This is a genomic window from Psychrobacter sp. AOP22-C1-C5, from assembly GCF_052378885.1.
Classification (GTDB): domain Bacteria; phylum Pseudomonadota; class Gammaproteobacteria; order Pseudomonadales; family Moraxellaceae; genus Psychrobacter.
Genome location: NZ_JBQSYC010000003.1, coordinates 418,881 through 445,402, shown reverse-complemented (window position 1 = coordinate 445,402; position 26,522 = coordinate 418,881). Strand labels below are relative to the sequence as shown.

Sequence of the window (26,522 nt, the reverse complement as noted above, 5' to 3'; positions counted from 1 at the left end):
AGCCTCTGTCGACAGCGGTACAGCAAGCGAGAAGAATTCATCCCAGTTACAAAGAATCCATGCCATAAGGCCTTTATAGTAATCAATCTGTTAGTTAAGACTGCCGCTTATTAATTAAGGCGCGAGCCACGTTGGAACCATTTGCACGTCCCAAGAACGCACTGATGCGCTCGCCTGCAACGACCAATTTGTCTAAATCAATGCCCGTGGTGATACCCATGCCATGCAGCATGTAGACCACGTCTTCAGTGGCGACATTACCCGTGGCGCCTTTGGCATACGGACAGCCGCCCAGTCCAGCGACGGACGTGTCAAACTCCCTAACACCCATTTGTAAAGCGGCCAAAGTATTACTCAAGGCTTGACCGTAGGTATCATGAAAATGGCCTGACAGCATCGTAATATCGGCATACTCAAGTGCTGCTTGTAGCGCCCGCTGTACTTTGAGTGGCGTACCGACACCGATGGTATCAGCGATGCCAATTTGTTCTGAGCCAATCTCTACCAAACGTTTGGTCACATAGGCCACTTGGCTGGGATCAATCTCGCCTTCATAAGGACAACCAACCGTACAAGAAATAACGCCGCGTACCTTAATGCCTTGTGCTTTAGCCGCCGCTGCAACAGGTGCAAAACGTTCAATACTTTCATCGATACTACAGTTGATATTTTTTTGACTAAATGATTCGCTGGCTGAGCCAAAAATGACGATTTCATCTGGGCGGTACGCAATCGCATTGTCAAAGCCGCGCATATTTGGCACCAGTACCGAATAACAAACTTCTGCACGACGTGTGGGAGCTAGTGCTTCGAGCAGCGCGCTGTTGTCACCCATTTGCGGCACCCATTTTGGCGACACAAAACTGGTCGCTTCAAGCTTTTTAACACCTGCCGCGATCAAATCATCGATCAGTGCTTGTTTAACCGCCGTCGGCACTGTCATGGACTCATTTTGTAAGCCATCACGTGGACTGACATCAACGATTGAAACGTGATCTGGGTATGAAATACTCATTTTTATTGTCCTTATTACTCACTTTCTTCACTATCAATACGCAGTAACTCATCACCATCTGCAACCACATCGCCTGCTGAAAATAATAGCTCTGCTACCACACCATCAGTCGGCGCAGTAATGGTATGCTCGATTTTCATGGCTTCGATGACGGCAAGTGGTTCGCCTTTTTTGACCGTGTCGCCAACAGCAACTTTAAAGGCCACTACCTGTCCCGGCATCGGTGACTTTAAGCTGCCGACAGCCGCTGTGTCTTCGCCCACATGCGCCATGATATCAATCAAGGTGATTTCATCACGTCCCATATCGGTAAAGACATAGACTGTCTCATTATGTACCCAGCTTTGGGCACTGATACGGGCGTTCTCTAACCATAGAGTATGGTTGTGAGCATCAGTGCTGACATAGCTGATTTGCCCTTCATAAACTGTCTCTGCTGGCTCGTCTTTGTTGTCGATGCCTTTCTCAATAATGAGATCAAAGTGACTGAGAGTGTTCGCGCCCTTTTTGCCATTAATGTCTTTAGCATTGTGCCAATCACTGATACGAGCGCGGTAAGACTGCTCATCATAAACCAAGTGGAACGATCTTGTGTAATCACTATAGGCTCGAAAGCCTGTTGCTTTACTAAACGGATCAGAATCCACGCTTTGCGCTGCCGCTTCACTGGCAAGCTGCTGAACAATCGCTGTCACCGCCAATGTCGATAGGGTAAGCGGATGCTGATTAAAAAGCACCTCACGCTCGCGCTCAATCAATGCGGTATCTAGGTTGGCGTTGCTAAACGAATCCGTATTGAGAATATAGCGCAAAAACGCCACGTTGTTTGGTAAACCTACAATACGCGTTTGTGCAAGCGCCCGATCGAGTCTCGCCAACGCTTGCTCGCGCGTGGGCGCATGGACGATCAGTTTGGCAATCATAGAGTCGTAGAACGGACTAATGACATCGCCCTCGCGCACGCCATCATCGATACGCACATCATCAATCTCAAAGGTACTGTGTTCAGGTTTTTGATAAGTGAATAATGTACCTGTCGCTGGCAAGAAATTGTTGTCAGGGTTTTCAGCACAGATACGCGCCTCAATCGCATGACCGTTAATCGCCAGTTCGTCTTGCGTTTTGGGTAACGGCTGTCCTGCTGCTACCAATAATTGCCACTCGACCAAGTCAACGCCTGTAATGGCTTCACTCACAGGGTGCTCAACTTGTAGCCGCGTATTCATCTCCATAAAATAAAAATTCATCGAGCCTTCGCGCTGCTCAACGATAAACTCAACCGTACCTGCGCCAACGTAATTTACCGCCCGCGCGGCTTCAATCGCCGCTGTGCCCATCGCTTCACGCATGGCGGCATCTACGCCGGGTGCGGGCGCTTCTTCTAATACTTTTTGATGGCGACGCTGCACTGAGCAATCCCGCTCAAACAGATGCACATAATTACCATGCGTATCACCAAACACTTGGATCTCGATATGGCGTGGTTTTAGCGCATATTTTTCAACCAGTACTTGATCATTGCCAAAACTGGTAATCGCTTCACGGTGACAGGAATCTAGAAGATCAGCAAAGTCACGGCTTTGCTCGACGATACGCATACCTTTACCGCCACCGCCAGCACTCGCTTTGATGAGGACAGGATAGCCAATACTATCTGCTTGCTGCTGCAAAAATTCTGCATCCTGATTGTCACCATGATAACCCGGTATCAATGGCACACCAGCAGTTTCCATTAAGCGTTTGGACTCAGACTTGCCACCCATCGCACGGATAGCCTCAGCTGAGGGACCGATAAAGACCAAATCGGCATCTTGACAAGCTTGCGCAAAGTCCGCATTTTCACTTAAAAATCCATAACCTGGGTGGATTGCTTGTGCACCTGTTTTTTTGGCAATTGCAATGATAGCATCGCCTTTTAGATAGCTGTCTTTGGGTGCTGAACCGCCCAAATAAATCGCTTCATCGCAAACAGCCACATGCTTTGCCTCACGGTCGGCATCAGAATAAACAGCGACGGTACGGATACCCAAGCGCTTGGCAGTCGCCGCTACTCGGCAAGCAATCTCACCACGGTTGGCGATTAGAATTTTAGTAAACATAACTATCCCTGTTTCTTGTCGTTTTTATTGATTATCAACAATAAAAGTAAATCCTGATGAGTGCATGTACCTGTTTTATACAAGACAGCATTTATTGCTCATACCTTCTTAATTTACCAAACGCTTTTTTATGCGTTGTCTTTCGTCAGCCAGTTGGGCTTACGTTTTTGCAAAAATGCTTGTACGCCCTCGCGGCCTTGCTCTGACGAACGGATATCAGCAATGCTTCTGACAGTATCGGCAATCAATTCGTCAGTGATGGGCGCACCTGCGACTTCATGTAATAAATGCTTGCAAGTCTTGACCGCATCAGGACTGTTTTTGACCATTTTGGCGCAAAACGTCGCTACCACATCCTCAAGCGACTCTTCGCTGACGCGCTCATGAATAAAGCCTAATTGACGTGCCTTTTTGCTATCGAAAACCTCGGCACTTAAGAAATAACGCTGTGAGGCGCGAGCACCCAACGCTTTTATGACATAAGGGCTGATCGTCGAAGGTGCCAATCCCAAACGCACTTCACTGAGACAAAAATTTGCGATATTAACCGCAATGGCCACATCGCAAACGGCCACCAACCCCATACCGCCTGCATAGACATCGCCCTGAATAGCCGCAACCGTTGGCTTGGGGCATTCATAAATGGTTTTGAGCATTTGCGCCAATTTTTCAGCATCGGCGAGATTCTCTTCGTAACTATAATCTGCCATCTCACGCATCCAGTTAAGGTCAGCGCCCGCACAGAACGTCTTTCCAGCCGCCGCTAAAACAATGACCCGTACCTCACCGTTCGCGCCCAAACTATCAAAAACGTCTGTCAGTTCTGCAATCATCTCATCATTAAAGGCATTACGTATCTCAGGACGATTTAGCGTCACAGTCGCCACATATTGTTCGATATTAACCAATAGGCTTTTATAGTTATTCGTCTCTTTTTGCATGACTCTCTCTTTCTTTCATATTGTTATGTTCTAATAAGAATTGTATAGCTGGGAGATTCTATTTTCTCAGCCCCGTTTGTTTAACATACGCCAATATAAACATAAATTTTGACTTCTTGATGACGGACATAGCCAATAGCGTTTTTCAGACAAACAGTTATATAAACAACTACATTCTAAACACACCGTACGTCGTCTCTTCAATCGGTGCGTTGTAAGCGGCGCTCAACCCCAGTGCAAGGACATTGCGGGTGTCAGCAGGATCAATCACGCCATCATCCCACAGACGCGCAGTGGCATAATAAGGATGACCTTGCTCTTCATACATCTCACGGATAGGCGCTTTAAAGGCCGCTTCATCTTCCTCACTCCACGCCTCGCCTTTACGGTCAAAGTTGTCCCGTTTGACTGTGGCCAATACGGATGCTGCCTGCTCACCGCCCATGACTGAGATGCGAGCATTTGGCCACATCCATAAAAAGCGCGGGCTATAAGCGCGGCCGCACATACCGTAGTTGCCCGCGCCAAATGAACCACCGACGATGACGGTAAATTTTGGCACTTTAGCATTGGCCACGGCCATCACCATCTTGGCACCATGACGCGCAATGCCTTCGTTTTCATATTTGCGACCGACCATAAAACCGGTGATATTTTGCAAAAAGATTAAAGGGATTTTGCGTTTACAACACAGCTCAATGAAGTGAGTGCCCTTTTGTGCCGACTCACTAAATAAGATGCCGTTGTTGGCGATAATGCCGACTGGCATACCTTCAATATGGGCAAAGCCGCAAACCAACGTCGTTCCAAAACGCGCTTTAAACTCGTCAAAGGCACTGTCATCGACAACACGAGCGATGATTTCTCTGATATCAAATGGCTTGCGTTTGTCGGTTGGAATCACGCCGTACAGCTCTTTGGCATCATAACGCGGCGGACGTGGCTTGATTTGATTGGGGATGTGTTTGGCTGGACGGTTTAGGTGGCTGACGATATTGCGTGCGATTGATAACGCATGGGTGTCGTTTTGTGCCAAATGATCAACCACGCCTGACAGACGAGTATGTACATCGCCGCCACCCAAATCTTCTGCGGTGACTTCTTCACCCGTTGCTGCTTTTACCAATGGCGGCCCACCCAAAAAGATAGTGCCTTGGTCTTTGACAATAATGGATTCATCGCTCATCGCTGGTACATAAGCGCCGCCCGCCGTACAGCTGCCCATTACTACTGCAATCTGCGGAATACCTGCGGCACTGAGATTGGCTTGATTAAAGAAGATACGACCGAAATGCTCTTTATCTGGGAACACCTCATCTTGATTGGGTAAATTGGCACCACCAGAATCGACCAAATAAACACATGGCAGATGGTTTTCTTGCGCAATCTCTTGTGCGCGCAAATGTTTTTTGACCGTCATCGGAAAGTAAGTACCGCCTTTTACGGTGGCATCATTACAGACAATCATGCACTCAGTGCCATTGATGCGTCCGATACCCGCAATCACGCCAGCCGCTGGAATGTCTTCACCATACATACCGTGCGCTGCCATGGGCGCCACTTCTAAGAATGGCGTACCGACGTCTAGCAACTGCTCCACACGCTCGCGAGGTAGCAGTTTGCCCCGTGCTAAATGCTTGGCTCGTGCCCTCTCTGACCCACCCTGAGCGACTTTGCGTAGATGTACATACAAGTCATCGACCACCGCTTGCATAGCGGCGCGGTTTTGCTGAAAGTCGCTTGCGTTTGGACTCAGTTTACTGGTTATGATAGCGCTCATGACATCCCTTTTTTAATACATAAATGCGAGTATTTTTTAATTTTAGTCTTTACTCATCGTGTTAGTTTTTATTCATACCAAAGCTTTGCAGCAATAGACCCGATAACTGCTTTCTATAAACCCAACTCTTCTTTCATCTGTTCAATAATTTTATACTTCTGAATTTTGCCAGTAATGGTCATCGGGTACTCGGTCACGAAGCGATAGTAGGTTGGCACTTTATAATGGGCGATATGCTCATGACAGAACTGACGCACCTCTTCTTCGGTCAAGCAGCCGGGTTCTTTTGGAATGATCCACGCAGCCAGTACTTCGCCATAACGCTCATCTGGCACGCCAACGATTTGTACGTCTCGAATCTTGGGATGACGGTATAGATAGTTTTCGATTTCTACGGGATAGATGTTTTCGCCGCCACGAATGACCATGTCTTTACTACGACCAACGATTTTGACATAACCGTCCTCGTCCATCGTTGCCAAATCACCCGTATGCATCCAGCCATCTTGAATTGCCTCGCGCGTTTTAAAACGGCTGCCCCAGTAGCCTTTCATCACAGAATAGCCACGGGTCAATAGCTCACCCGTCTCGCCTAGCGGTACAATCTCACCTGTCTCTGTATCGATCACTTTAACTTCAAGCGCAGGTTGAACAAGCCCTACGGTCGATACTTGCTTCTCAAGTGGCGTATGTTCGTTGGTTTGGCAGGAAACCGGACTGGTCTCGGTCATGCCATAAGCGATGGTGACTTCCTGCATATGCATCTTATCAATGACGCGGCGCATGACTTCAATCGGACAGCTGGAACCTGCCATAATGCCCGTACGCAAAGTCGACAAATCAAAACTCTCAAATTCAGGATGATCCAGCTCCGCGATAAACATCGTTGGCACGCCATGCAAACCGGTACATTTTTCCTTTTCAACTGCTTGCAAAACGGATAATGGCTCAAACCCATCATTTGGATAAACGATACAACCACCGTGCGTTAAGATGGCTAGGTTGCCAAGTACCATGCCAAAACAATGATACAGCGGCACAGGAATACACAGCCTGTCTTCCTCACTGAGGTTCATGGCCTCACCGATAAAGTAACCGTTATTTAGGATATTGCGATGGCTTAAAGTCGCGCCTTTTGGTGTGCCAGTCGTGCCACTGGTAAACTGCACATTGATGGCATCCGTGTTTTTAAGCTGGGCTTGACGCTCTGCCACGCGCGGATCATTGGCATCGCCCTCACCCATCCATGCGGAAAACTTTTGCATAAAGCCAAAGTCTTCATCGCTGTCTGGCTCATCAATCCAAATAATGCGCTCAATCGTTGGAATCTCGACCAAATCAAGCTGCGTATAATTTTTATGATATATCTCAGGACACAACTCGCGAATAAGACTGGCATAATCGCTGCTCTTAAAGTGGCGCATAAGCACAAGCGCCGAGCAGCCCAATTTATTCAAGGCGTATTGCAACTCAAACGTCCGATAAGCAGGATTGATATTGACGAGAATCACGCCAACTTTTGCAGTTGCTAGCTGCATCAATAGCCACTCAGCATTATTATGCGACCAAATACCGATACGATCTCCAATCTCAAGCCCCATCTCAATCATACTACTTGCCAACTGATTGACCTGTTGTTGCAACTCATGATATGTCCAACGAATGTTTTGATGGCACACGACCAATGCTTCACGTTCAGGATATTTGGATACGATGGCATCAAAAAAATCACCGATGGTCGCTTCAATCAGCGGTACATCAGGGCCTTTGTCATAGCTTTGGGTGAGAGGCGCATTTGCCGAGCGCGCGCCCATATTGACACTTGGAATGTTTTTAAGAATGGTATCGAGATCGGGGGTATGAGTCATAACGAGTCCTTTCGTTTTACTTTTTATGGTGCTTATGGATGGCCTGTAGACAAATCACTCTTCCTTGAACAAGTCTTACATAGCGTTAGCTACTATACCGCCATCGATGAAAGCCTGTCAATCATATCAATACAGTACGTATCATTTAATTAGAGTCAAAAATAGTGGTTCAGTCAAAGATAACACAACAACATGGCAAATATTTGACAAAAAGAAGCCAGCCATACTATGTCGAGTATGGCTGGCTTAGCCGTTAAAACTAGCTGTAAATCAGCGAGTTTAGAGTTTGTCTAATCAAGCTTTGAGTGTTAAGGCGCTTTCGGCGTTGGGGGCATTTTGATGGTCACTGTAGCGCTGATGTCATTATTGTCATCAAGCAGTTCCATGATAAGTTCATCATCGTTTTCACTCGTGACTTGCCAATTACCCTGAGCCTGCGGTGTGCCCGTTGCCATCACAGAGATGGCTTTGTTTTTTAGGCGAATCATCGGTGGCTTGTGATCATAACCACCGTGCTCTAGACCTAAGATATCATCCGCGATGGTCGCAGCCTGCGCGCGTAATGGTGCTACATAACGACAGGCAACCCCATTGATCGACATACAGTCGCCAATAGCATAAATGTTATCCGCCGTGGTACGCAGCGTTGGTGCATCCACCACGATACCAGTGCGACGGTTATAATCAATACCCGCGGCGGTTGGTAAGGTGTCATCAACGGTCAGACCCGTACTGGCAATGACATGATCGACGATCAAGGTTGCAGGTTGTTTAGCATCTGCATTTTCTGTTGTCGATGGTACTGGCTCATAGCGGACTTGCAGCTTGCCTTTGATTTCATCGTCATTGTCATTGTCACTACCGCTATTATTAATACGACTGACGCTAGATACCTGATACCCGCCCAAGAAGTTAATGCCTTGTGACTTTACGGCCTGAGCGATACGAGCCGTTGCTTTTGGCGGCAGCATTTGCGAGAGTGGCGCATCATTTAGATCAATCAATGTCACTTGATGCCCTGCTTTGAGCAAGTCTTCGGCAATCTCAGTGCCAACCATACCAGCCCCGACGATGGCGACGTGCTGACTGCCTGTGGCTAGCTTTTCTTGGAGCTGCCCGAAGCGCTCAATGTGGTTGACATGCCAGACCAAATCCTCTGGTAGACTTTTTGGAAAAATAGGATGCGCTCCCACTGCCAATACCAGCTTGTCATAGGTGAAAACAGCGGGCGTGTCTACCTGTTCAGTCGCAGCAAGTTGTACGGTTTGCGCCGCAGGATCAATGTCTACAACATGGGTGTTGGCAAGTAGCGTCACTTGTGCCGCCGCTGCCGCATCAACACCCGTCGCTCGCACCAAGTCAGAAGCGCGTTTGTTTTGACTGATTGCCATGGTCAACATTGGCTTATGGTAGCGATCGCCACTGTCAGTCGTAATCAACGTGATGGGAACGTCTTTGTCTTTTGCACGAATGGCATCAATGACGTGCCAACCTGCCAAGCCTGCACCAATGATTACGATACCGTTAGCATTATTTTGGGTTGCGGCCAAATTTTCTACGCTCATATAAGCTCCACTATCATTTATGAATTATTTTAATTATAAAAATATTGAGGGCTATTGTATCAGTAAACAGATAGTCACTCACCTTAACATTCCAGCACATCCAAATGCAGACATTTATATCCACAAAAAAACGCCTATAAATAGACGCTTTTTATCAGTTATTTTGTAAATACAGTCGGACAAAACAAGAGCAATAACTCAATAGCCAGTGCTGCTGGTATAAATTTTCCTTGCTTGCTGTCGATGCAAAGGCTACGTAAAATTCATCCCAACAGCACTATATTCTTTTTAAACTACATCAAGCACTCTTTAATTGAAATATTAAAACTATTTTTTAATGATTCAAAATCTTCGATAAGAACAATTGCGCGCGATCACTTTTTGCGCCTTCAAAGAACTCATCTTTACTACAGTTTTCGACGATATTACCTTCATCCATAAAAATGATCCGATTGGCTACCTGACTGGCAAAGCCCATCTCGTGAGTCACACACATCATGGTCATGCCATCACGAGTGAGCTCCACCATCACATCAAGCACCTCTTGAATCATCTCAGGATCAAGCGCAGAGGTTGGCTCATCAAACAGCATTGCTACAGGATCCATCGCAAGTGCGCGAGCAATCGCTACCCGCTGCTGCTGACCACCAGACAACTCGGCAGGGTATTTCGCCGCTTGTACTGTCAGGCCAACGCGGTCTAGATATGCCATGGCCTTTTTCTTGGCCTCATCCTCTTTGCGTCCCAACACCTTGATTTGCGCGACTGTCAAATTGTCAATAATGGTCAAATGCGGAAACAGCTCAAAGTGCTGGAACACCATTCCGACACGGCTACGCAATTTTGGCAAATTGGTTTTTGGGTCACCAACAGAGATGTCATTAACCGTGATCTTACCTTTTTGAAAAGGTTCAAGCCCGTTAGCAGTCTTAATCAAAGTTGACTTACCACTACCCGATGGGCCACAAACGACAACCACATCGCCTCTATGGACGTGGGCAGTACAGTCTTTTAGCACTTGGAAGTCACCATACCATTTGCTGACCTCACTCATCTGAATGACTATCTCGTCACTCGCATGACCATTATTGGTGACCAGTCCACCAAAAGCATTTATATACGTATCAGCATTGCTCATCACTGGCTCCTAACCACATTATTTTCGATAGTTTTTACTACTAATAGTTATAAAATAAAAGTCTTAACGCGCAAAAGCATCGAAGAGATTACTAAAATCTTAAACGCTTTTGCAGCTGTTGTACGCCAATAGAAGCACTCAAGCTGATGACAAAATAAACGGCACCAGCACCCAAGATATAAGGCGTAAGCAAACCCATCAGCTCACCGCGAACGTAGGCTGCGCGGAAAAAATCTGTCAAACCAATGGCAAATACCAGCGTTGTGTCTTGGAATAAAATAATACACTGCTGCAACAGCAATGGCAGCATCTTGCGAAAGGCTTGTGGCAAAATCACCAGACGCATGGTCTGCCCATAAGTCATCCCCAAGGCTTTAGCTGCATTGACCTGTCCACTACCAATAGACTGGATACCTGCCCGCACCACTTCTGAGAAGTAAGCGGCCTCAAACATCATAAAGGCAACCACACAAGACGCAAATGCGGCATCGAGTTGTAGATACTTACCCGCTATCCAAAAATAAATCATCGGTACGGCAAAGTAAAACCACAACAGTACTAATAGCAGTGGTACTGAACGAAAATAATTCACATACAGCTTGGCAGGGACTTCGAGCGCTTTAATACCAGATAAGCGCATTAATGCCAACACTGTCCCTAAACTGATACCGCCAATAATTGCCAGAACCAGCACTTTTAAGGTGGTGAGCATACCGCCCATCAAACCCGGATAGGCTGTTGCCAACTCGGTCATCATGTTCATTTCTGACCTCCTGCAATCAGTCCAGGCACGCGCAGCTTACGCTCAATCAAACCCATAATTGCAATCAAAGACAGATTGAACACAAGATAAATAATCGTCGCGTACGTATAAATCTCAATGCTATTTTGGGTATATTCACTGATAGTCTTGGTTTGGCTAATCAGCTCCATTACTCCGACCAGCGATGCGACAGATGCGTTTTTAAAGCAGTTGGTTAGTTCAGAGCTGAGTGGTGGCAAGATGATGCGAAAGGCTTGTGGCAGCAATACTTCTTTATAGACCTGCGGAATACTAAAGCCAAGTGCGTAAGCGGCATTGACCTGTCCAGCGGGCAACGATTCAATACCAGTACGTACCTGCTCAACGATACGAGCGGCGGTAAATAAACCAAGACCAATACTGGCTGAAAGCATGGCTGACGTATTGGGTGATAAATCCTTATACCACCAATCTTGAATCGCAGGGGTGAGCCAGCCTGGCGCAATATAAAACCAAAAAAACAGCTGAACAAGCAGTGGAATATTGCGAAAAAACGTCACATAAGCCGTACCGATGGCACGTGCGGTCTTATTGGGTAAAGTGCGCATAATGCCAAAGATCGTACCCACGACCATGGCGATAACCCAAGCAATACTACCAATCAATAACAGCCAGCCAAGACCGGTAATCATCCAATGGATATAAAGCTCGTTACCGATACCAGTTTGCTCAAAGAGCACACCCCAGTTCCAGCTATAATTCATGATTGTCTCTCCGAGCAACGATTGAAAAGCCGACGCGCCAGACTGACTATAGTGTCAGTCTGGCGCGTAAGCGACGCTATATTGAAAGACAAAGGGCTTATTGTGCTGCCGCTGCTTTTGGCTGAGCACTGTCATGCGGATTGGCAATCAATGCTTTTAAGTTGTCAGACATCTCAAAGTTTAGATTGACATTTTTTGGTGGAATTGGGTTCGTGAACCACTTGTCATAAATGCTATTAATCTCGCCTGAGCTAAAGACATTGGTAAGTGCTTCATCGACCACCGCTTTGAACTCAGGGTCGTCTTTACGCATCATACAACCATAAATCTCAAATGACTGCGGCTCGCCTACAATAACCCACTCATCTGGATTTTTTGCTTTGGCTTTTTCGCCAGCCAGCAAGACATCATCCATCATAAAGGCATCAGCACGGCCATTTTCTAGCATCAAGAAGGCTTCGCCATGGTCTTTTGCTGAGATGATATTCATATCCATCTTGTTGTCGTCATTGTACTGGCGGATGTAACGCTCTGACGTTGTACCTGCCGTTGTGACCAAAGTCTTGCCTTTTAGATCAGCAAAATCTTTGATGCCTGAATCGTTCTTGGTTAATAGACGCGTACCGATTTCAAAGAAACCATTAGAGAACGCGACTTGTTTTTGACGCTCTTCGTTGTTGGTGGTTGAGCCACACTCAAAATCGACCGTGCCGTTTTGTACCAAAGGAATACGAGTTTGCGAGGTTACCAAGTTATAACGGATTTTGAGGTCTGGCATATTAAGCTTTTCTTTAACTGCCTCGACCACTTTCATCTCTAAATCGTGTGCATAGCCGATAGGCTGATTTGGATCATCAGCAATATAAGAAAAAGGAATAGAAGAGTCACGGTGACCGACAACGATGGTGCCAGAGTCTTTGATTTTTTGGAGCGTGCCGTTGGTGTTCGCGGCAGGTTCTGTCGTCGCTGATGCGGTTTCGCCTTCTGCTGGTGCAGTCTCAGTAGCAGTTTGGTTGCTGTTATTACAACCAGCTAAGCCAAGCGCCATAAAAGCAGCCAACGTCAACGGTTTGGAGAATAAATAACTCATGAAATACATCCTTTTATCACATTACACAAGATTGAATGAGTGCTTTGACGACACAGGTCATAATCATCGACCTTATTGCCACGCATCCCTGTGGTTGTTGCTGGTGTTTATCATAATGCAACTTAATGTTACTGTACAACAAATTAACAAGCGTAGGGAAATTTTTTTTAATGAGAATGACATTTTATTTTTTACTGATTATTTGCTTAGTCACTACGCAATAAAATAGGCGTTAAGATCAACGATACTTATCATTATTTAATGAATTCATAGCGTTATTTCTCTTTAACAAATACAGTTTAACCGCGCATCAATCTGCAAGTGGCAATTGATAAATCACGATGAATCCCCATAAACCTAACAACTTCTTAATACTACAAATGACCTATGACTCAAGATACTCAAGTCCCCAATATGGACAACCAAACCGCTGACAACCATAACAGCAACGATGTACGCCAACGCTTCTTTATAAAAGACTCACCTGTACGCGGTGACGTGGTACGCCTATCACGCAGCTATGCCAGCACAATCGCTCAAAAGCCCTACCCCGAAGCCATCAAGCGCTTATTGGGCGAGATGCTGACGGCGGCAAGTTTGCTTATCGGTACTGTTAAAATCAATGGCCATCTGTCCATCCAACTTCAGTCATCAGACAGCGATAGTTTGCTCAATTGGGCGATGGCAGAATGCGACCAAGACGGCGTTATTCGCGCGCTTGCTAGCTGGAAAGGTGAGACCGAAGAGCAAGTGCAAGCGTGGGACAATATGACGCATGCCAAAGAAGCATTTGCAGAGCTGGGCGCACCCGGACAAGGTGTATTGTTTATCAATATTCAGCCTGAAGGCGGCGAGCCGTATCAAGGCATCGTTGAGCGTAGTCACGACAATCTGGCGGATTGCTTGGCTCATTACCAAAAGCAGTCGGCGCAGATTCCAACGCTGATTAATTTGGCCTCTGATGGCTTGCAGGCTGGCGGGATATTAGTACAAATGCTGCCTCGTACCGCTGAGGAAACTTATGAAGTTGAGCAAAATGAAGATGCTGGTATCGATGATGATTTATGGATACGCTTGAGTGTTTTAACACGCACACTCAAAGCAGAAGAGCTGAACACGCTTGATACCAACGAAATTCTTTATCGCTTGTACCATGAAGAAAATGTCGTCGCGCCCGACCCTATTGCTTTGTCATTTGGTTGCACCTGCTCACGCGAGAAATGTGAGATGGCAATCGAGCAAATTGGTGAAGCCGAAGCATTGGAAATCGTTGAAGAGCAAGGCGGTACGTTTGAGATGGATTGTGGATTTTGCGGTGAAGTCTATAAATTTAATAAAGACGATGTGGCAGCGATATTTGCTGATTGATTTTTTACGAAAGATTTAAGTTTAAACGTATATTGAAAAACCCCTAAGTGTGATGCTTGGGGGTTTTCTGTTTTTTTCATTGTGAGTTTCTTAGAAAGGAGATATAAAACGAATTGTCATACGGTTTTATATAACGAAGATGAGAATATTCGTTTTTTATAAAGCTAACGCCAAGCTTTTCGGGTAAGAGTATATCCGAGGTCTGTCCACATAGTCGCTTTGACCATTGTCTAGTAACCACTCCACTACTTGCTCACGCACCCTTCTACTATTGATTAAGTTCATGTGACTCACACCATAAAACACCGCTTTGTGACCATCTGGCACAAACAACGCATGCTCAACGTCATCTTCCCCAAGCGCCGATGCGACCGATACGAGACCATCGCCCAATAGGCTGGTCATTTTGGAATCATAATGAGTTTCAAGTAGCGCGCTGGCGGCAAAATAGGTTTTGATACCACTTGGTAGACGCGCAGGATGGCGAAAATCTTGCGGCAACACGCTACGTCCTTCTAACGCATTCCAGTCGGCATCGCGAATACTGCCATGACGCAGATCAATGATGCCTGCACTACGCATGTCACCCAGCTTAGCAAGCGAACCGGCAAAGGGTAGCTTAGCAATAATATCTTGCACATGATTGCCAATACGTTCAAGGACAGCACCATGATGCGGTGAGCCGAGCGTAATCAGATTGCCGACGCGCATGATCCAATCTAGGTGCTCTTGCTCTGCATAAAACAGCGCACTACGAGACACCAATCCGCCCATACTATGACCAACCAAATCGATCTGACTAATATTGGGGTTATTATCGACCAAATTTTGTAGTAACTGAGAGAACTGACGGCCGCTACGCGAAATACGCCGACCGGTATTATAATCCAGATATAAAACCGTCGTATCTGGCTGACTCTCACCAATGGCTTCACCTATCCCATGATCATCCGCTGATTGCCAGCTTAAGTGGCTCATACACAGACCATGACACAGGATGACAATACGCCCTGACAGTGTATCGCCTTGTGGATTACCCGCTTTGTCATAAAGCATCATCGGAATAGCGAGGACATTTTTATGATTGACAAGGTGATCACCCATGACACCATTGAGCACATGCACCAGTTTTTTTAAGGAGTCAGGCAGAGGTTGAGGCGTCTTTTTGCTGATAGTGTTTTTATAAAAACGTAACACTGATGCCAGATTATTACCCACGAGCAGCACGATGCGACGTACCGTACCGTAGATGCGTCCAGTGATACCGCGCTGCCACTTATTGAGATATTTTTCGTTAAAATGACCCAAAGGACGCAAGATAACTTCGCGGTGGATAGCCTCCACAATATCAGTAATCTCAACCACGCCCATTGTCGCAAGCTGCGCCAATCCTTCAAAAAAGTCAGCGAGCGTGACAGACTTCGTGGTTGTCTCATCCCCTCCATCTGCGAGCAACTTAACCAGCTCATCCACATCGATGGCTTCGAGCTGGTCTATTTGCTCATACAGATCACCGTGCACAGGCATACTGGTATCCGAGTCCAACTGCGTCTCAAGCTTATGCCTGTCATTGGCGTCATTATTACCATTATTGGTATGAGCATCACTATTATTGCTGCCATAGTTGATACTGTCGTTATAAAACAAGTTTGGACTGCTCATAGTATTTATCACATTGGCATATTACGCTGATACATCACAATCGCACATTCAGCGAAAAGAATAGTTGCCTATACTATCCTTTAAATACAAAAAATAGAAGACAATGATTTGACCTGTAAGTAGTTTATTATCAAAGGAATTTAATAAACCACTCATGGGTTTGACTTAAAAGATACGATTGATAATTAAAATTATTTCGCTTAAAAAAAGAGACACTATTGGCACTCGTCTTATTTACCGCTCTTATTGTTATAGGTATTATTTTCTACTGTCATAAAAGTCGTTAAAAACAAAAATCCCAAGCCGTAACTTGGGATTCTTTTTTTAATGCTATCTGATTAAATATTGATACGTTTTCTATGTCGTACTAGTTGCTGAATCAAACGACTCTGCCAATATGACGCCGCCATCTTCTTTAGTGATCATCACCGTCGCTGAGCGCGGTATGCTGCCTCCTGCGACCGCGCCCCAAGAATTGCCAGGATGCTGGATATTAATAAAGAGGGTTTTGAAGTCCGGCGTTAGGGTAATGCCTGTTACTTCACAGCCTTCTGGGCCGACAAAAAAGCGTTTGATATTGTCGTTACTCGCAGCCATACCGACGCGCGTTTGTTGTCCTGCTGAAGTAGTCGCAGTTGTACCATCACTCACTTTACCGGGTAGTGCGGCCAGTAACATACAATTGGTAGTATCGGTATAAGCGCCGTCATCCGTCTGAATCCACAACACGCCACGTGGATCGAAGTACAATCCATCTGGTGAAGATAAGTCGTTGCTCTCGCTAAGTCTTGATAAGTTTTCGGCGCTCAAGTCATAAGGCGTGGCAAATAGATAAATGTCCCACTCAAAGCTCAACGCTGCATGATCGCCGCCTGCTTCTGCCCAGCGAATGATATGACCATTTTCATTACCGCTTCGTTTGCCATCTACCGTGTAACTACGAGGGTTAGAAGCTGAAAGTGGCTGGTCATCTTTGACACCGCGATTGGTATTGTTGGTTAAGGTTATATATACCTCGCCTGTAATAGGACTGACCGATACCCATTCAGGACGATCCATCTTGGTCGCACCAAGTACGTCAGCAGCTGCACGGGCAAAGATCAATACTTCATCTTGTCCATTGAAAGGCAAATCGCTATTAGAAGCATCCAAGCCGTTTTGACCATGGACCAACGCTTTCCACTCACCGCTACCGTCTTCGTTGAAAATGGCAACGTACAGCGTACCGTCATTCAGGTATTTGTCACCTGCTTTTAAGCCGCCACCGATATCACTATTCGACCACGTGGCTTTAGATACAAACTTGTAGATATATTCGCCGCGAGCATCATCACCCATATAGAAGACGACAGGTTTGCCTTGCTCAACTGGCGCATAAGCACAGTTTTCATGAGCAAAACGTCCCATGGCTGTACGTTTTTGTGAGATAGAGTTCTGATCAAACGGGTCGATTTCTGTGATATAACCAAAGGTATTAAAGTTATTGCGGTAATCTTCAACAGCATTTGCACCAGCGGCTGTCATGTCCCAGCGTGAAAACTCGTCTACTATTGTGGCATCTTTAGCATCAGGCGTATGCCATAGATATCTTGAGCCTGGCGTGTTTTCTTTCGCACCGTAACGCACACGGCCGTAGTCATGCCCAGCACTCAATTGACTGGCATCTTGCCCACGCGCAAACACGCCTAAGAAGTTTTCTTCTGTGGTCAAGTATGTGCCCCAAGGTGACAATCCTGCGCCGCAGTTGTTGTTAATACCGCGAGTCTGATAGCCTGTTGGATCAAACTTGGTCTTCACCAAATCTGAGCCTGCCACAGGACCAGCCAACTGCGCGGTCGTGCTGCTCGTGACGCGGCGATTGTATTTTGAGTTTGGTACCATCTCATAGCCTTTGCCATCAGCGCGGCGCTTCATCTCAACCACGGCCACACCGTGACAGTTGACTTCACGGCGCACGTCACTTGCAAGACGACGGTTTCGGAATAGAGGAGCCGCATCCTTATCTTCAACGACATAATAGCCAAATGGGCTTAACTCTTCACTGTTCACGTATTCGTGATTCATGACCAGCAGGCCGTTTTCTGAAGCTTTGGCGTCATAGGCATTGCCTTTTTTGCCAAAGAACCACATACCATCATGATTGTCACCCATGCGCCATTCAAATGACTCTGCTGACTGCTCGCGATTGTCTTTCCAATCCTCAATCCCAGACATGAGTGGTGTGCCAAGCGGTAATATTATCTCCGCTTTATAGCCATCTGCTACAGTCATTGTCTCAGCGGTTGAATGCGCTACTGCGTTAAACTTTAAGGTTTCAGGACGTTTTAAATCGCCTTGTGCAGGGATAGCGGCATCGTTACCGTTATCTCCAATAGGGCTGCTGATATCATCATCGTCGTCGCTACAACCAACCAAAGGTATCGCACCAAAGAACGCAGCAGCTGTCAATCCTGTGCCACCTTTTAAAATACTACGGCGGTTTAGACGACGACTAATAATGGTCTGAAAGTCGGTATTATTGGTAGGGTTCGAATCTTCAACGATTTCGTGGGCGTGCTCTAGCTTGTCATTTAATGATGTCATTATCAGTCACCTTGCTGTTGGGCTGGATTGGCATAAAAGATAGGATTTCGGCTTGATAACACTAACCGCCAAAATACGAATTACGACTTAGTCTAATGCTAGTTTGTGACAGTACGTTGACATTCTGAAGTTATGCTAACGAAAATTATCATAATGAGAAATACACGGACATAAAAAAAATCCCAAGCAATCACTTGAGATTTTTTGTGTTAGAGCATTTATTTAAAAAAGTATGACACCGCTAGAGTAAACGCTTATCGGACTTGAACCTGCCATTCATGAGCACCAAGCGTTAATTTTAGCTGGTCATTTGCTTGCAAGACGCCAACACCGCTTGGTGTACCCGTCATAATCACATCACCTGCTTGCAGACTAAAAGCATGGCTAATCTCTGCCAGTAACTCATAAACCGGAAACAACATCAAGGCACTATCGCCATCTTGTCTTAGCGCATCATTGATGGTGAGTTGATAACGCACTTGACTAAAATCACCAAATGCTTGCGGCTCAAGCCAATCAGCCAGCACACACGCGCCATCGAAGCATTTAGCGCGCTCCCAAGGATAACCTTTTTCTTTTAGCTCACTTTGAAGATCACGTAGGGTCAAATCAAGTCCCACCGTCACACCGCCAACGGCTTGTTTTGCCTGTTCAACCGTTGCCGCAGATAGATCCGCTGAAAGCTGAATACAAAGCTCGGCTTCATAATGCGTATCGCCATATACCGATGGGTTGGGACGGACAATATCATTACGCACACTGACCACTGATGAGGCAGGTTTCATAAACAAGATAGGCGTCTTAGGGACTTCATTCCCAAGCTCGCGAGCATGCTCGGCATAATTGCGGCCAACGCAGACGACTTTACCGATAGATGCACGTATGCCTTTATTGGCGTTGTCGATGCTCATATCATCATTGACACTTCCAGCAATCGCATCAACTAAAGACATATGTGGTGATTGACTCATATTATGCACTCCCAGCAAATTATTAATAGTTTAGGGATACATACTGCCCTATCTGTGATTATTTTTCTAACACTATTTCCCAAACAAACTACTAAGGTATGGTGTTGGTAATGACATCTGGCGGTACATAGCTTGCATGACGATTCATTCTTTTTTCAAACAGTCTAAAGCTAAATAAAATCACCCACGACAATAGAAGGTAAATAATACCGGCGGCGAAAAACAGCTCCATCAAGGTATAAGTACGCGCGCTGATCGTACGCGCGACGCCTGTGATATCCATCAATGCGATGGTTGATGCTAGCGCACTGCCTTTTAGCATAAAAATGACTTCGTTACTATAAGCTGGAATCACAATGCCGAAAGCGCGAGGCAAAGTAATGCGCGTAAGCTTTTGCCATTTCGACATGCCAATGGCATCGGCTGCTTCCAACTCACCCACAGGAATCGTTTGAATCGCGCCGCGAATGATTTCGGCTAAGTACGCGCTGGTATTCATGGTAAATGCGATAATAGCACACCAATATGCTTGGCTAAGTACAGGTTCCCATAAGAACGAATTACGCACAGCCTCAAACTGACCGAGACCATAATAAATCAAAAATATCTGCACCAGTAGCGGTGTGCCACGGAAAAAGAAGATATAAGAAAACGGTAGTATCTGTACCAACCAGTTTTTTGACAAACGCAATTGCGCTAAAATCAAACCAAAAAACAGCCCAATAACGCCTGAGACAACGACCAGCTGTACGGTCAAAACAGCACCGTTTAATAATTCAGGAATATTATCAAAAATGACCTGCCAATTCCAATCCATAGTATCTCTCCCCTATCCTATGGTCGATTGACGGTGAGTTGATTGACGGCTCAGCTTTTTGGCATAACGTGCCGCTGGATTGGCGCGCCATTCAAGCCACATCATAAAGCCTGTAATCAACATGGTCAGACCCAAATAAATAATCGCCGCTGCCATATAAAAAGTAAATGGCTGCTGCGTTGATTGGGCGGCACGCGATGACTGATACATGATGTCTTTTAGACCCACAACCGAGACTAAGGCTGTATCTTTAAGCAAAACCAAAAACAAATTGCCAAGTCCTGGCAACGCAATTTGCCAAACTTGCGGTAAGGTGATGCGGTAAAACGTCTGAAAAGGGCGCATACCAATGGCTTGTGATGCCTCACGCTGTCCTATCGGGATCTCTTGGATCGACATGCGAAAAATCTCAGTCGCATACGCACCAAAAGCAATAGACAGCGCCATGACGCCACCCCAGAAGGCACTAATCTCAATATATTCGTTATAACCGAATTTTTTGAGAATCGTCATCAGCAGTATGGAGCCGCCATAATAGATAAACAGTACCAAGAGCAGCTCTGGAATACCACGCATGGTCGCTGTATACACAGTCGCAATCTTACGCAGCAGCCAAATATTAGACAGCTTAGCTGTGGCGCCGAGTAGCCCTAAAGCCATACCGATGACTAAACTGGTCATAGCAAGCTTGATAGTGACGGTAGCGCCGCTCAGTAATAGCGCGCCAAATCCTTGTAAATCAAACACAATTATCCACTCAGTCTCTTTATATTAGCAATTTGCAAAATATGAGTTAAAAGAATCAGCATCAATGGCTGAGCGCTGCTCATAATCGTAATTGATCCCAACCAAATAGTGGTCGTTTGCGTCATAAATTGACGTCAAATCCATACGATTATTGCTGCGAAAATTGACACGGTAGAAATGAGCGCTGATTTTATCATAATCGCTGCACGCTATGTTAATACTCACGCGTAAAAGCTTCGTTTAAATAGACACTTATTTTTTTAAAAGTGAATTAAATCAGCTATATTGGCACAAACCGCATAGTTAGTATTGGCAAATCAGATCATTTTGATAAAAATAAAAAAGGATATTGCCATTAAGACAATACCCTTTTCCTTAAACGGACGTAATCATCACTATACGATTAGCTAAGGCGTTCAATGATCACTCAGTCGGTTTTTGCGTCGTTTGCGTCCCGACTGCCGATACTACCTTGGGCGCCGCAAAATACTTCTGATTGATTTTGTCATAAGTGCCATCGGCCTTGATATTGGCCAACGACTGATTAATCTTCGCTTGTAATTCATCGCCTGGACGTACCGCGATGGCAAAGTGATCGTTGATATCAATCTCATCACCTTTGAGCGTGTACTTACTACCCGACGTGGTACCAAGCCATTCTAATGCTGGCAGCTTATCCGATACCATTGCATCAACACGATCTGAACCTAAATCCAAAAATGCATTGCTCAGCGTATCATAAAGCTTCATTTCAGCCTTTGGATAAGTCGTCTCAAGCCACTGTGAAGAGATGGTTGAACGCTGGGCGGCGATAGAGTTCGAATTGATATCATCACTGTTGCTCGGATCAAAGGTGCTGTCATTTTTGGCTAAAAAAACCAACGTATTGCTAAAGTATGGTTCCGTAAAGCTCACTTGTTGCTCGCGTTCAGGCGTGACTGACATAGCAGCGACAATCGCATCGTACTTACCCGCTTTTAGACCCGGAATGATACCGTCCCAATCTTGTGCGCTAATGTCACAAGTCATTTTCATATCAACGCAGATAGCGTTGGCAATATCGACATCGAAACCGCCAAGCGTGCCATCAGCATTGGTATAGTTGAAGGGCGCGTATGCCCCTTCTGTAGCAATACGCAGTACCTTGCCCGCCGCAGCTGAACCTTCAGTAGTTGCATCATTTTGATTATTACTACAACCCGCCAAAGTCAAGAAGACCGCTATTGTGGCTAAAGGCACTGAGAGCGGCACTGAAAAACGTCGTGCCTTTGTGTCATTAACGCCAGTTGTCTTTGGACGTGCTTGATATTGGCTAAAACAGTGGCTCATGATCATCCTTGATACTTGCGGGTAAAAACGCTCATCCTTGTTGTCTAACTTTGCGACGAAGAGATACCGATAGACGTCTCAATCTTAGTTGGTAGTCGTTTCTGCTGGCGCTTCTGTGGCAACGACCGCATTGGTATCAGCATTGGCATTGTCACCTTCAACTACCACAGCTTTATTTACGTCTGGCGTTGCCACGGCTTTTTGCGCTGCAGCCGTTGAGCTGGTGCCAAAATAGCTGCCCGTGATTTGGTCATAAGTACCATTGTCTTTTATCTCAGCCAATGCTTTGTTGAACTTGGCGACCAATGGATCCCCTTTACGGAACGCAATACCCATGGCATCTTCGTCAGTGCTGATTTCTTGTCCCTTCACTTCATAGTCTTTACCAGCATCCGTTTTTAACCAATCTATCCCAGTCACTTTATCAGACATCATCGCACGCACACGACCTGAGGTCAGATCCAGATACGCATTGTCTTGGGTATCATAAAGTTTGATATCAGCATCGCCATGCTCATCCTGCAAGTACTGCGAAGCAACGGTTGAGCGCTGTGATGCAATTGGCTGGCCTTTTAGCTCTGCAACACTGATGTCGTCGCCTTTTTTACCAATTAAAATAATACCAGTGTGGAAGTACGGGTCAGTAAATTCAACCACTTCTTTACGCTCAGGCGTGATCGACATACCAGCGATAATTGCATCAAATTTTTGTGCGTTTAGTCCTGGAATCAGACCGTCCCAATCTTGTGAGATGATGTCACATTTTGCCTGCATTTGCGCACATAGAGCATCAACCAGCTCAATTTCATAGCCAATCAATTTGCCATCCGCATCGGTATAGCTAAATGGTTTATAGCTTGATTCGGTGGCGATTTTTATACTCATTGGCGCGTCGGTTGCGGTATCAGCTGTAGCGCCCTCTTCTGGCGTTGAGCTATTGTTACAACCAGCCAGCATAAGCATAGCCGCACTTAATGGTGCTAGCCAAAGTGCTTTTTTGGTCAGTGACTTCTTGTTTAAGGCGTTGTTTTTTAATGATGATGCTATTGATATTGTCATGTTTGCTATTCCTTCATTTTTTAATCAGAATATTATTGATCAACAGAAGACTATTGGCCAAAGTTCGCTTGTTCAAGACGTGCCAGCTCACCGCTGCTACGGATTTCGCTGAGAGCTTTATTAAAGTCGTCTCTGAGTGCGTCACCTTTACGAACAGCAATGGCAACATTATCGTCGTTATCAATTTCATCACCAACGATACCAAAACCTTCAGGGTTGTCTGCTAACCATGACTTGGCAGATACTTTTTCCGCCAATACGGCATCACTGCGACCAGATTTTAGATCCAAATAGGCATTGTCATAATTGTCATACAACTGCACGGTATTACCGTTTTTGCCTTCATAGTTGTCTTGTAGATATGCGCCAGGCGTGGTTGAGCGTTGACCACCAAGTGTCAAATTACTGATCGCCATAGGATCAAATTTGCTGTCGGTACTGGTCAGCCAAACCATGGTGTTGGCGAAGTAAGGTTCAGTGAAATCGACTTTTTCTTGTCGCTCAGGTGTGATGGACATACCCGCCACGACCGCATCGTATTTTTGTGCCAGTAGCCCAGGAATAATACCGTCCCAATCTTGGGCAACGATCTCACATTTGGCTTGCATCTGTTTACACAAGGCATTGGCAACGTCTATATCGTAGCCTGCCAAGCTGCCATCAGCATTGGTATAGTTAAAAGGAGGATAAGCGCCCTCGGTAGCGATACGAATGGTCTTGCCAGACGTTTCTGCCGCTGCATCAGCGTTGGTATCAGCAGCGTCATTAGCAGGTTGACTACAAGCACTAAGCATCAACGCAGCGGTAATGGTCATCGACGACCACAATAGGCGAGAATTCGACATCATACATTCCTTAAATTCTGATGGGTTTTCGTATGGGGTTCTGATATTTTGTTTTCTGACGTCCCGGTCAGACAAGCAATATAGAGAGTAGAATTTACTAGCAGCTATCACAATTGGCTGCCTATAAGCTTTCTGATAATACCTGAGTAAAATATCAAAAACAAACATTTTGCATACCGTCTGTCATTAAAGTGTAATAAACAGTCAGTGTTACTTATTAAGCAGTGATTTTATATATGAGACGACAATAGGATGATCAGAGATTGATCATCCTATGCATTTGAATATAGAACTAGTGTTGACGATGCGATGCCATAAAGTCTTTGACGCGCTCAGAGGTAGGATTATCAAACACTTGCTCAGGTGTACCAATCTCTTCGATAACACCCTGATGTAAAAAGACAACTTTGCTCGATACTTCTCGGGCAAAGCGCATTTCATGGGTGACAATCAGCATGGTACGCCCTTCTTCTGCCAGCTCTCGCATCACTGCGAGCACTTCATTGACCAGCTCCGGATCTAGAGCGGAGGTTGGTTCATCGAACAAGAGCACTTGCGGCTGCATGGCAAGCGCACGAGCAATCGCCACACGCTGACGCTGACCACCAGACAAATTCGCAGGATACGCGTCCTTCTTATCAAGTAGTCCAACTTTATCGAGCAATTTTTCAGCATCGCTAATAGCTTGGGCTTTTTTGATTTTTAAGACTTGCGTTGGTCCTTCAATAATGTTTTGCAGAATTGTTTTATGCGGCCATAGGTTAAAGTTTTGAAAAACAAACCCCACGCGCGCACGTAGACTTTCTAACTGCTTGGTGTCTGCCGCTTGCAGTTCACCTGACTTAGCAGGCTTTAGGATAAGTTCATCATTACCAATAATGATACGTCCTTGATTTGGCTGTTCAAGCAAATTGATGCAACGCAACAAGGTGGACTTGCCAGAGCCTGATGAGCCCAAAATAGAAATCACATCGCCATCGTATGCGGTGAGTGACACACCTTTTAGCACTGCCAATGAGCCATAGCTTTTATGGATGTCTTGTAAATCTAAGGCGATAGGCCGAGTCGGATTTTTTGCAGTATCAAGCATGGTTTAGCAGACTTCCAATAAATATGAGTGAAAACGTGAGTAAAAGATAGCTGTATACGCTGTATATATAGTACAACCGTCAACCATAGCGTTGTAGCGATACTGCTATGATCTATAAGACAAAAATAAAAAGTCTCTATTGTCTCTTATTCGGCACTCAAAAGGCAAATCTTGTGTAAGCTCATGAGTTGCCAAACAGCTTATGCCATTGCAAAACAATTGACATAAAAAACCCAGACTGCATTGGCAGCGCTGGGTTTTATTTTATCACTTAAATGTATAGGACGTGGTTTTATCTGAGCAATGACTTAGTAGGTTGAGACATGTTCTTGGTCTTCAGTGCCATCTAGTATTTCTGCATCATCTTCAGGGCCAACTGTGACTTCATCAGTCGTACTTACTACCGTACCGTCATTAGTACTAGCGACAGCCACATCATCCGTGTTACCTACAGCTTGGCCATCATTGGCACTGGCTACAGCCACGTCGTCGCCCGCTGTTGCAATACCAGTGGCCTCATTCTCTACCGCTGTCTGTGCATCAACGGGCGATTCTGTCTCCATTGGGGTTTCGTCTTTTTTACCACAAGCCCCTAGCGTCAGTGCTGCTGCAACCAATCCAACCGTTAGCCAGTTTTTCTTAGTATTGTTACCTTTAATAATCATTCTTCTTCTCCGTAAATAATAATTGGTACTCAATGGATAACTTATTGGTACCTTTTATGAGGCGTCAGCCATGTAATGAGGACCTATACTCATAACGTTTGTACTTATAATAGCAGTACTCACTATAGTCATGATTGATTACGGCTACCTTAGTAGTTACAGCACAGTTCTGTTAAGGCACGTAACAGTAAATCTGCGTCTTACCTGTTTTTCTGAGCGGTTTTGGCTTAATAAAAAATCCAAAACAGAACGAAGAAAATAATAGTAAAAAATTGATGATAAGAGCGTCGTAGCGCGAGCGCTGTTCACAAATTCGGCTTTACTATCGCCACAATCTCCTCTATGTTAAATAGCATACTACCTCACAGGTATTAACATCATTTT

General features: G+C 45.5%; 21 protein-coding genes. 1 reads left to right on the top strand and 20 read right to left on the bottom strand.

Features of this window, described 5'->3' with window-relative positions:
• Positions 1 to 94: 94 nt before the first annotated feature.
• The 10 genes from ACT3TH_RS06650 to ACT3TH_RS06605 form a co-directional block, all read right to left on the bottom strand.
• Entirely contained in the window at positions 95 to 1,015 is a 921-nt protein-coding gene (locus ACT3TH_RS06650) for a hydroxymethylglutaryl-CoA lyase (RefSeq protein ID WP_444755057.1), read from the bottom strand.
• 14 nt (positions 1,016 to 1,029) lie between these two features.
• A complete protein-coding gene (locus ACT3TH_RS06645) occupies positions 1,030 to 3,114 on the bottom strand; it encodes an acetyl/propionyl/methylcrotonyl-CoA carboxylase subunit alpha (RefSeq protein WP_444755056.1) in 2,085 nt (694 codons plus the stop codon).
• Positions 3,115 to 3,242: 128 nt separating this feature from the next.
• Positions 3,243 to 4,055: an enoyl-CoA hydratase/isomerase family protein gene (locus tag ACT3TH_RS06640; protein ID WP_444755055.1), complete on the bottom strand. Its 813-nt coding sequence runs from the start codon at positions 4,053 to 4,055 to the stop codon at positions 3,243 to 3,245.
• A gap of 169 nt (positions 4,056 to 4,224) precedes the next feature.
• The gene (locus ACT3TH_RS06635) at positions 4,225 to 5,835 is read right to left on the bottom strand and encodes a carboxyl transferase domain-containing protein (RefSeq protein WP_444755054.1); all 1,611 of its coding nucleotides are present in this window, start codon (positions 5,833 to 5,835) and stop codon (positions 4,225 to 4,227) included.
• Between the two features lie 113 nt (positions 5,836 to 5,948).
• Positions 5,949 to 7,703, bottom strand: coding sequence for an AMP-binding protein (locus ACT3TH_RS06630; RefSeq protein ID WP_444755053.1), 1,755 nt, complete (start codon positions 7,701 to 7,703; stop codon positions 5,949 to 5,951).
• A gap of 308 nt (positions 7,704 to 8,011) precedes the next feature.
• On the bottom strand, positions 8,012 to 9,268 hold the full coding sequence (locus ACT3TH_RS06625; RefSeq protein WP_444755052.1) for an FAD-dependent oxidoreductase: 1,257 nt from the start codon (positions 9,266 to 9,268) through the stop codon (positions 8,012 to 8,014).
• 334 nt (positions 9,269 to 9,602) lie between these two features.
• On the bottom strand, positions 9,603 to 10,322 hold the full coding sequence (locus tag ACT3TH_RS06620; RefSeq protein WP_444755124.1) for an amino acid ABC transporter ATP-binding protein: 720 nt from the start codon (positions 10,320 to 10,322) through the stop codon (positions 9,603 to 9,605).
• Between the two features lie 175 nt (positions 10,323 to 10,497).
• Positions 10,498 to 11,169 (bottom strand): ABC transporter permease subunit, encoded by a 672-nt coding sequence (locus ACT3TH_RS06615; protein WP_444755051.1) that lies wholly within the window; start codon positions 11,167 to 11,169, stop codon positions 10,498 to 10,500.
• Entirely contained in the window at positions 11,166 to 11,912 is a 747-nt protein-coding gene (locus tag ACT3TH_RS06610) for an amino acid ABC transporter permease (RefSeq protein ID WP_444755050.1), read from the bottom strand. The genes ACT3TH_RS06615 and ACT3TH_RS06610 overlap by 4 nt, the downstream gene beginning before the upstream one ends.
• Before the next feature lie 97 nt (positions 11,913 to 12,009).
• Positions 12,010 to 13,002, bottom strand: coding sequence for a glutamate/aspartate ABC transporter substrate-binding protein (locus ACT3TH_RS06605; RefSeq protein WP_444755049.1), 993 nt, complete (start codon positions 13,000 to 13,002; stop codon positions 12,010 to 12,012).
• A 387-nt stretch (positions 13,003 to 13,389) separates the two neighbouring features.
• Here ACT3TH_RS06605 and hslO point away from each other — a divergent pair, with 387 nt between their 5' ends.
• Positions 13,390 to 14,370 (top strand): Hsp33 family molecular chaperone HslO, encoded by a 981-nt coding sequence (gene hslO, locus ACT3TH_RS06600; RefSeq protein ID WP_444755048.1) that lies wholly within the window; start codon positions 13,390 to 13,392, stop codon positions 14,368 to 14,370.
• A gap of 156 nt (positions 14,371 to 14,526) precedes the next feature.
• On the opposite strand, the gene ACT3TH_RS06595 is transcribed toward hslO, so the two are convergent.
• The 10 genes from ACT3TH_RS06595 to ACT3TH_RS06550 all read right to left on the bottom strand — a co-directional run bounded on the left by ACT3TH_RS06595 (position 14,527) and on the right by ACT3TH_RS06550 (position 26,138).
• Entirely contained in the window at positions 14,527 to 16,032 is a 1,506-nt protein-coding gene (locus ACT3TH_RS06595) for a PGAP1-like alpha/beta domain-containing protein (RefSeq protein WP_444755047.1), read from the bottom strand.
• A gap of 357 nt (positions 16,033 to 16,389) precedes the next feature.
• Positions 16,390 to 18,615, bottom strand: coding sequence for a PhoX family protein (locus ACT3TH_RS06590; RefSeq protein ID WP_444755046.1), 2,226 nt, complete (start codon positions 18,613 to 18,615; stop codon positions 16,390 to 16,392).
• A 254-nt stretch (positions 18,616 to 18,869) separates the two neighbouring features.
• Complete coding sequence (locus tag ACT3TH_RS06585) at positions 18,870 to 19,499, bottom strand: fumarylacetoacetate hydrolase family protein (RefSeq protein WP_444755123.1); 630 nt, start codon at positions 19,497 to 19,499, stop codon at positions 18,870 to 18,872.
• A gap of 178 nt (positions 19,500 to 19,677) precedes the next feature.
• A complete protein-coding gene (locus tag ACT3TH_RS06580) occupies positions 19,678 to 20,403 on the bottom strand; it encodes an ABC transporter permease (protein WP_444755045.1) in 726 nt (241 codons plus the stop codon).
• Between the two features lie 12 nt (positions 20,404 to 20,415).
• Complete coding sequence (locus tag ACT3TH_RS06575) at positions 20,416 to 21,150, bottom strand: ABC transporter permease (protein WP_444755044.1); 735 nt, start codon at positions 21,148 to 21,150, stop codon at positions 20,416 to 20,418.
• Positions 21,151 to 21,573: 423 nt separating this feature from the next.
• Entirely contained in the window at positions 21,574 to 22,479 is a 906-nt protein-coding gene (locus ACT3TH_RS06570) for an ABC transporter substrate-binding protein (protein ID WP_444755043.1), read from the bottom strand.
• 84 nt (positions 22,480 to 22,563) lie between these two features.
• The gene (locus tag ACT3TH_RS06565) at positions 22,564 to 23,538 is read right to left on the bottom strand and encodes a transporter substrate-binding domain-containing protein (RefSeq protein ID WP_444755042.1); all 975 of its coding nucleotides are present in this window, start codon (positions 23,536 to 23,538) and stop codon (positions 22,564 to 22,566) included.
• A gap of 50 nt (positions 23,539 to 23,588) precedes the next feature.
• Positions 23,589 to 24,386 (bottom strand): transporter substrate-binding domain-containing protein, encoded by a 798-nt coding sequence (locus tag ACT3TH_RS06560; RefSeq protein ID WP_444755041.1) that lies wholly within the window; start codon positions 24,384 to 24,386, stop codon positions 23,589 to 23,591.
• 289 nt (positions 24,387 to 24,675) lie between these two features.
• Positions 24,676 to 25,473 carry an ABC transporter ATP-binding protein gene (locus tag ACT3TH_RS06555; RefSeq protein ID WP_444755040.1) on the bottom strand — a complete coding sequence of 266 codons (798 nt, stop codon included), beginning with the start codon at positions 25,471 to 25,473 and terminating at the stop codon, positions 24,676 to 24,678.
• Between the two features lie 308 nt (positions 25,474 to 25,781).
• Entirely contained in the window at positions 25,782 to 26,138 is a 357-nt protein-coding gene (locus ACT3TH_RS06550) for a hypothetical protein (RefSeq protein WP_444755039.1), read from the bottom strand.
• Positions 26,139 to 26,522 lie beyond the last annotated feature (384 nt).

Bases quoted from the DNA above. Each gene is read 5' to 3' on its own strand.
- ACT3TH_RS06645 (WP_444755056.1), bottom strand. From the start codon at position 3,114: ATGTTTACTAAAATTCTAATCGCCAACCGTGGTGAGATTGCTTGCCGA.
- ACT3TH_RS06555 (WP_444755040.1), bottom strand. From the start codon at position 25,473: ATGCTTGATACTGCAAAAAATCCGACTCGGCCTATCGCCTTAGATTTA.
- ACT3TH_RS06590 (WP_444755046.1), bottom strand. From the start codon at position 18,615: ATGACATCATTAAATGACAAGCTAGAGCACGCCCACGAAATCGTTGAA.
- ACT3TH_RS06605 (WP_444755049.1), bottom strand. From the start codon at position 13,002: ATGAGTTATTTATTCTCCAAACCGTTGACGTTGGCTGCTTTTATGGCG.
- ACT3TH_RS06560 (WP_444755041.1), bottom strand. From the start codon at position 24,386: ATGATGTCGAATTCTCGCCTATTGTGGTCGTCGATGACCATTACCGCT.
- ACT3TH_RS06610 (WP_444755050.1), bottom strand. From the start codon at position 11,912: ATGAATTATAGCTGGAACTGGGGTGTGCTCTTTGAGCAAACTGGTATC.
- ACT3TH_RS06580 (WP_444755045.1), bottom strand. From the start codon at position 20,403: ATGGATTGGAATTGGCAGGTCATTTTTGATAATATTCCTGAATTATTA.
- ACT3TH_RS06620 (WP_444755124.1), bottom strand. From the start codon at position 10,322: ATGAGTGAGGTCAGCAAATGGTATGGTGACTTCCAAGTGCTAAAAGAC.
- ACT3TH_RS06625 (WP_444755052.1), bottom strand. From the start codon at position 9,268: ATGAGCGTAGAAAATTTGGCCGCAACCCAAAATAATGCTAACGGTATC.
- ACT3TH_RS06615 (WP_444755051.1), bottom strand. From the start codon at position 11,169: ATGAACATGATGACCGAGTTGGCAACAGCCTATCCGGGTTTGATGGGC.
- ACT3TH_RS06550 (WP_444755039.1), bottom strand. From the start codon at position 26,138: ATGATTATTAAAGGTAACAATACTAAGAAAAACTGGCTAACGGTTGGA.
- ACT3TH_RS06570 (WP_444755043.1), bottom strand. From the start codon at position 22,479: ATGAGCCACTGTTTTAGCCAATATCAAGCACGTCCAAAGACAACTGGC.
- ACT3TH_RS06595 (WP_444755047.1), bottom strand. From the start codon at position 16,032: ATGAGCAGTCCAAACTTGTTTTATAACGACAGTATCAACTATGGCAGC.
- ACT3TH_RS06565 (WP_444755042.1), bottom strand. From the start codon at position 23,538: ATGACAATATCAATAGCATCATCATTAAAAAACAACGCCTTAAACAAG.
- ACT3TH_RS06650 (WP_444755057.1), bottom strand. From the start codon at position 1,015: ATGAGTATTTCATACCCAGATCACGTTTCAATCGTTGATGTCAGTCCA.
- ACT3TH_RS06635 (WP_444755054.1), bottom strand. From the start codon at position 5,835: ATGAGCGCTATCATAACCAGTAAACTGAGTCCAAACGCAAGCGACTTT.
- ACT3TH_RS06630 (WP_444755053.1), bottom strand. From the start codon at position 7,703: ATGACTCATACCCCCGATCTCGATACCATTCTTAAAAACATTCCAAGT.
- hslO (WP_444755048.1), top strand. From the start codon at position 13,390: ATGACTCAAGATACTCAAGTCCCCAATATGGACAACCAAACCGCTGAC.
- ACT3TH_RS06640 (WP_444755055.1), bottom strand. From the start codon at position 4,055: ATGCAAAAAGAGACGAATAACTATAAAAGCCTATTGGTTAATATCGAA.